The organism is Ramlibacter sp., from assembly GCF_013697775.1.
In the GTDB taxonomy this organism is placed as follows: domain Bacteria; phylum Pseudomonadota; class Gammaproteobacteria; order Burkholderiales; family Burkholderiaceae_C; genus Ramlibacter.
Window position 1 is genome coordinate 1 of sequence record NZ_JACCWG010000364.1, and the last position, 5,620, is coordinate 5,620.

Sequence of the window (5,620 nt, forward strand, 5' to 3'; positions counted from 1 at the left end):
CAGCGGCGCGGCCGCGTCGCGGTGCAGCGCCAGCACGCTGGCCAGCACGTCGCGCTTGCGTGCGATGCCGGCGTCGTCCAGCCCGGTGCCGGCGCCCACGCATTCGGCGATGTCCTGGTTGGCCAGCCGCGCCAGCAGCAGCGAGGCCGCCGAGGTGTTGCCGATGCCCATCTCGCCCAGCAGCAGCGCATTGCCCGGCAGGCCGCGCACCACGTCCGCGCCGTTGGCCAGCGCCTGCGCGCATTGCCGCGGCGTCATCGCCAGGCCTTGCGAAGAGTCCGCCGTGCCGGGCGCGATCTTGCGCAGCACCAGCCCCGGCTGCGGTTCGAAGTCGTGCCGCACGCCGCAATCGACCACGCTGAGCGCAAGTCCGTGCTGGCGCGCCAGCACGCTGACCGCGGCGCCGCCGGCCAGAAAGTTGTGCACCATCTGCCAGGTCACGTCGCTCGGGAAGGCCGACACGCCCTGCGCGGCCAGGCCGTGGTCGCCTGCGAACACCACCAGCTGCGGCTGCGCGAGTTCCGGCGTCTCGCTGCCGAGAATCAGGCCGATGCGCAGCGCCAGGTCCTCCAGCCGCCCGAGCGCGCCCAGCGGCTTGGTCTTGCGGTCGATCTTGTGCTGCAGGCGCGCGGCGAGTTCCGCGTCGTGGATGTCGGCAATGGCCGGGATGTCGTAGGTCGATGTCATGGTGGGGACGCGGAGATGGAAGTGGATGCGGCGAGCGCATCGAGGAAACCGGGCGCGAACTGCGCGCCGATGAAGTCGGCCAGGCCGTCGAAGACGCTGTCCAGCGACGGCGCAGACGCGCCGAACAGCGCATGCAGCACGACAGCGTTCTCGAACATGCCGTGCATGTACAGGCCCAGCACATTGCCTTCGATGTTCTGCCAGCCCAGGCCGTCGGGCAGCACCGCGTGCGCGGTCGCCATGCCGGGATGCTGCACGGTATGGCCGTGGTGAATCTCGTAGCCTTCAAGCGCGACGCCGTGCAAGGCGGACCACGGGCCGCGCACCGTACCGAGTTGCGCGCGCGCATGCCGCACCGTCTTGTCGGGCGCGAACCGCGTCACCAGCGGCAGCAGGCCCAGGCCCGGCGCGTTGCCGTCGATGCCGTGCGTGTCGATCAGCGCCTCGCCCAGCATCTGCAGGCCGCCGCAGATGCCCAGCACCATGCCGCTGGCTTGCGCATGCGCCGCGATGGCGCGGTCCAGGCCCTGCGCGCGCAGCCAGGCCAGGTCGCCGCTGGTGTGCTTGGAACCGGGCAGCACGACCCAGTCGGCGCCCATGGCTTCGGCGGGCGTGCGCACCCAGCGCAGCCGCACGCCGGGCACGTTCTTCAGCGGCTGGAATTCGTCGAGGTTGCTGATGCGCGGATAGGCCACCACCGCGACGGTCAGCCGCACCGCGCCGCTGGCGCTCACGCGGTCGTCGAACACACCGTCTTCCTCGGGCAGGCCGTGGTGCCACCACATCGGCAAGGTGGCGACGGTGGGCACGCCGGTCATCTGCTGCAGCTGCTGCGGCCCGGGCGCCAGCAGCGCCGCGTCGCCGCGGAACTTGTTGAGAACAAAGCCGGCCAGCAAGGCGCGCTCGGACGGCTCCAGCATCGCCCAGGTGCCGTACAGGTGCGCGAAGGCGCCGCCGCGGTCGATGTCGGTGACGAGCAGGCAGCGCGCCCCGGAATGCAGGGCCACGCGCATGTTGACGATGTCGCTGGACTTCAGGTTGATTTCGGCGGGCGAGCCGGCGCCCTCGATCACGACCACGTCGTTCTCGGCGCGCAGCTGGTCGAGCGCATTCGCAATGGCCGGCCACACGCGCTCGCTGCGCCCGCGCCACGGCGCGCGCGTGAGTTCCTCGTCCACGCGACCCATCAGCACCACCTGGCTGTGCGTGTCGCGCTCGGGCTTGAGCAGCACGGGATTCATGCGCACGTCGGGCCTGCAGCGCGCGGCCAGCGCCTGGAAATACTGTGCGCTGCCGATCTCGCCCAGCGCGCCGCCGGGCGCCGCGACCACGCGCGCGTTGTTGCTCATGTTCTGCGCCTTGAACGGCGCCACCTTCAGCCCCTGGCGCGCATACCAGCGGCACAGGGCAGTGGCCAGCCAGCTCTTGCCCGCCCCGCTGGTGGTGCCCAGCACCATGACACAGCGCGCGGTCACTGCAAGGCCTCCCAGGCGGCGCGCAAGGCGGCCTGCGCCTCGGGCGGCTGCACGCCCAGGCGCACGCAGCCCGGCAGGCCGAACGAGGCGCAGTCGCGCAGCTGCACGCCGCGGTGGCGCAGGTGCGCCAGCAGCGCGGTGGTGTCCACGTGGGGATCGCAGGCCATGAAATTGGCCTGGCCGGGTTCGCAGCGCCAGCCCATCGCGTGCAGCATGTCCGATTGCATGTGCTTCCATTGCCGCAGCGTGGTCCTGCTGTCCGCCAGCCACTGCTGCACCGACGGCATGCACCACGCCTGCAGCATCGCGACGGCATGCGCGCCCAGCACCCAGGACGGCGCCAGTGCTTCAAGCTGCACAGCGATGTCCCGCATGCCCAGCGGTGCAATCACGTAGGCGCCGCGCACGCCGGTAAGGCCCAACGCCTTGTTCGGTGTCCACAGCTGCCACACGCTGTCGCGCTGGCCGGGGTCCAGGCTCTGGGCGCCGGACAGCCGCAGCGGCTCGTAGGCGAGGTCCAGCACCAGCATGCGCCCTTCTCCGGCCAGTTTTGGCAGGCCGGCATGCGCCTGCCCCAGCGGGCTGGACGGCTCGCAGGCCCAGACCAGGTCCGCATGGTCCGGCGGCACCTGCGTCAAGCCATGGGCTACCGCGGCCGCGGCGTAGTCGCCATAACCGTGGTGCGGCAGGGCCACGCGGTGCAGGCCCGCATGCAACGCCCAGGCGCTGGCGCGGAAGATGAACTCGCTGCCGCTGCCCGCCGGCACGATGCGCCACGCATGCACGCCGTGGAATTGCGCCAGCCGCGCGCGCAGCGCCGCATAGCCAGCGTCGGGATAGCGCGTGGCGTCGGCGGCGCGCACGGCGGCCAGCGCGTCCGGGCACGGACCGCAGGCGTTGCCGTTGGTGGAGAAGTCGAACAGCGCGGCGCCGCGCGCGTCCGGTCCGCCGTGCACGCGCGGCGTCACCACCATGCGCGGCTCCAGCGCAGCGCGGCCATCGCGACCAGCGACCACGCGAGCAGCACCACGATTACCTGGGCGCAGATACGCAAGGCGCGTTCGGTGTGGCCGGCTTCGGGCGCCGCGCCCTGTTCGTTCAAGGTGTAGGCGCCGGGCTTGCGCAGCCGCACGCCCAGCACCAGCGCCATGGCCGCCATCGGCCAGCCGCTGTTGGGCGACGGCGTGCGGCGCGCCTCGGTGCGCAGGCCCTTCGGCCAGCTGCCGCAGACGGCGGCGACCAGCAGCGCGGTGATGCGCGCCGGAATCCACGACAGCACGTCGTCGACGCGGGCGGCCCACTTGCCGGCCCATTCCCAGTGGATGCCGCCGCGAAAACCGCGGTAGCCCCACATCGCATCGGCCGTGTTGGCGAAGCGGTACAGCACCGCGCCCGGCAGGCCGGCCACGACGAACCAGAACACCGGCGCCACCACCGAGTCGTTCAGGTTTTCGGCCAGCGACTCGATGGCGCTTTCGCGCACCTGGCCTTCGTCCAGCCGCATCACCTGGCGGCTGACGATGCGCCCGAGCTGGCGGCGCCCGGCGTCCAGCGATTGCGCCAATGCAGTCTCCACGCCGGCCACCTCGCCGCGCAGCATGCGCCACGACAGCATGGGCTTGAGCAGCAGGCCCAGCAACAGGCCGGCCGCCAGCGGATGCAGCAGCACGATCTGATCGTTCAACACGATGGCCGCGAGCGTGAACAAGGCCGCGCCGCCATACCAGGCCAGCGCGCCGGCGCAAAAACTTGTCCAGTCGGGCCCCGGCTTCTCCTCGCGCGGGCCGATCAGGCCACCGATCCAGCCCAGGTAGCGCCCCATCCACACCACCGGATGCAGGCGCAGCGGCGGCTCGCCCAGCAAGCGGTCCAGCAGCAGCGCCACCGGCAGCGCGATGGCGGCGGGAAGGAATGCGGCGACCCAGACCTGCATGCCTTCAGTCTTCGATGCCGCGCTGCGCCGGCACGCCGGCGTTGAACGCGTGCTTGACCTTGGTCATCTCGGTGACGGTATCAGCCAACTCGATGATCTCCGGCGGGCAGCGCCGGCCGGTGATCACCACATGCACCTCGCGCGGACGATTGCGCAAGGTCTGCAGCACGTCGTCCAGGGGCATCCAGCCGTAGATCAGCGGATAGGTGAGTTCGTCCAGCACCACCAGAAAATAGCCGCTGCCGAGGATGGCGTCGCGGGCCCGCGCCCAGCCGTCGCGCGCGAGCTGCGCCGAGTGCTCCAGGTCCTGGCTTTTCCAGGAGAAGCCGTCGCCCAGGCCTTCGATCGGGATGCCGATCTGCTCGAACATGCGGTGTTCGCCGAAGCGCGCCGTCGGCACCTTCATGAACTGGAAGATCTTCACCGCCTTGCCGCGGCCATGCGCGCGCAGCGCCAGCCCGAACGCCGCCGTGCTCTTGCCCTTGCCGTCGCCCGTGTTGACGATCACCAGCCCGCGCCGCTCGCCCTCGGGCTTCTCGTACGGCTTGCTCGATGGAGGTTGTTCGATCTGCATCTGTGTTTTCTTTCCAAATCCTAATTGGGGTCAGACACCAATTCATTTTCCATCCGCGGCAGCGCGACCCACTGCCTGGCCACCGCATGCACCGCGATGCGCCCGCCGAACACGTTTTCCAGCGCGCGGTGCGTGGCCGCGTCGGCGCACGCGCCCTGATGCGTCACGCGGCCCTGGTCCACCACCACCAATTCGTCGGCCTGCAGCGCCATGCTGATCTCGTGCAGCACGCTGACGGCCGTGCCGCCGCGCGCGACGTGCCTGCGCACCATGCCCAGCCAGTCGGACTGGTGCGGCGGATCGAGGTTCGCCAGCGGCTCGTCCATCAGCAGCAGAGGGGCGCGCACCGCCAGCGCGCGCGCCATCAGCACGCGCTGGCGCTCGCCGCCCGACAGGCTGCCGAGCGTGCGGCCGCGCCACTGCCAGCACTGCGTTTCCTGCATCGCGGCCTCCACGGCCGCGCGGTCGGCCGCGCTGGGCGAGCCCAGCCAGTCCTGGTGCGGCAGGCGGCCCAGCATCACCACGTCGCGCGCCAGCAGGTCCTCGGCGCCGGTCTCGTTTTGCCCCAGCCAGGCCAGCGCGCGGGCGCGCTCCTTGTGCGGCCACGCGCCAGCGTCGCGCCCCTGCAGGCGCACCTCGCCGCGGTACGGCAGGAGGTGTGCCAGTGCGCGCAGCAAGGTCGTCTTGCCCGCGCCGTTGGGCCCGGCGATGGCGGTCCAGCGGCCGGCGGGAATCGCCAGGTCGATGCCGCGCAGCACCGGCGCGCCGCCGAGCGCAACGTGCAGTTCTTTCGCCTGTAATGCGGCAACTGCGGCGGTGCTCACATCGGCCTCCGGTGCATCAGCCACAGCAGGTAGCCGCCGCCCAGCACCGCCGTCAGCACGCCCACCGGCAGCTCCTGCGGCGCCAGGACCCAGCGCGCCAGCACGTCGGCCGCCAGCAGCAGCGCGC

At 71.5% G+C, this 5,620-nt stretch carries 7 protein-coding genes; all 7 read right to left on the bottom strand.

What is annotated here, in order from left to right; translation table 11 throughout:
• Positions 1 to 687 (bottom strand): nicotinate-nucleotide--dimethylbenzimidazole phosphoribosyltransferase (locus tag H0U68_RS18380; RefSeq protein ID WP_296358225.1); only part of this gene is annotated, 687 nt, incomplete at its 3' end.
• Positions 684 to 2,162: a cobyric acid synthase gene (locus H0U68_RS18385; protein ID WP_296358227.1), complete on the bottom strand. Its 1,479-nt coding sequence runs from the start codon at positions 2,160 to 2,162 to the stop codon at positions 684 to 686. The genes H0U68_RS18380 and H0U68_RS18385, both read right to left, overlap by 4 nt.
• Positions 2,159 to 3,136 (bottom strand): aminotransferase class I/II-fold pyridoxal phosphate-dependent enzyme, encoded by a 978-nt coding sequence (locus H0U68_RS18390; RefSeq protein ID WP_296358229.1) that lies wholly within the window; start codon positions 3,134 to 3,136, stop codon positions 2,159 to 2,161. The genes H0U68_RS18385 and H0U68_RS18390 overlap by 4 nt, the downstream gene beginning before the upstream one ends.
• Entirely contained in the window at positions 3,127 to 4,095 is a 969-nt protein-coding gene (gene cbiB / locus H0U68_RS18395) for an adenosylcobinamide-phosphate synthase CbiB (protein WP_296358231.1), read from the bottom strand. The genes H0U68_RS18390 and cbiB overlap by 10 nt, the downstream gene beginning before the upstream one ends.
• A gap of 4 nt (positions 4,096 to 4,099) precedes the next feature.
• On the bottom strand, positions 4,100 to 4,669 hold the full coding sequence (cobO, locus tag H0U68_RS18400; protein ID WP_296358233.1) for a cob(I)yrinic acid a,c-diamide adenosyltransferase: 570 nt from the start codon (positions 4,667 to 4,669) through the stop codon (positions 4,100 to 4,102).
• Between the two features lie 20 nt (positions 4,670 to 4,689).
• Complete coding sequence (locus H0U68_RS18405; RefSeq protein ID WP_296358235.1) at positions 4,690 to 5,493, bottom strand: ABC transporter ATP-binding protein; 804 nt, start codon at positions 5,491 to 5,493, stop codon at positions 4,690 to 4,692.
• On the bottom strand, positions 5,490 to 5,620 hold a 131-nt coding region (locus H0U68_RS18410; RefSeq protein WP_296358236.1), incomplete at its 5' end, for an iron chelate uptake ABC transporter family permease subunit. The genes H0U68_RS18405 and H0U68_RS18410, both read right to left, overlap by 4 nt.

Excerpts from the sequence above, each read along its gene's own strand:
- cobO (WP_296358233.1), bottom strand. The coding sequence starts at position 4,669 with ATGCAGATCGAACAACCTCCATCGAGCAAGCCGTACGAGAAGCCCGAG.
- H0U68_RS18390 (WP_296358229.1), bottom strand. The coding sequence starts at position 3,136 with ATGGTGGTGACGCCGCGCGTGCACGGCGGACCGGACGCGCGCGGCGCC.
- cbiB (WP_296358231.1), bottom strand. The coding sequence starts at position 4,095 with ATGCAGGTCTGGGTCGCCGCATTCCTTCCCGCCGCCATCGCGCTGCCG.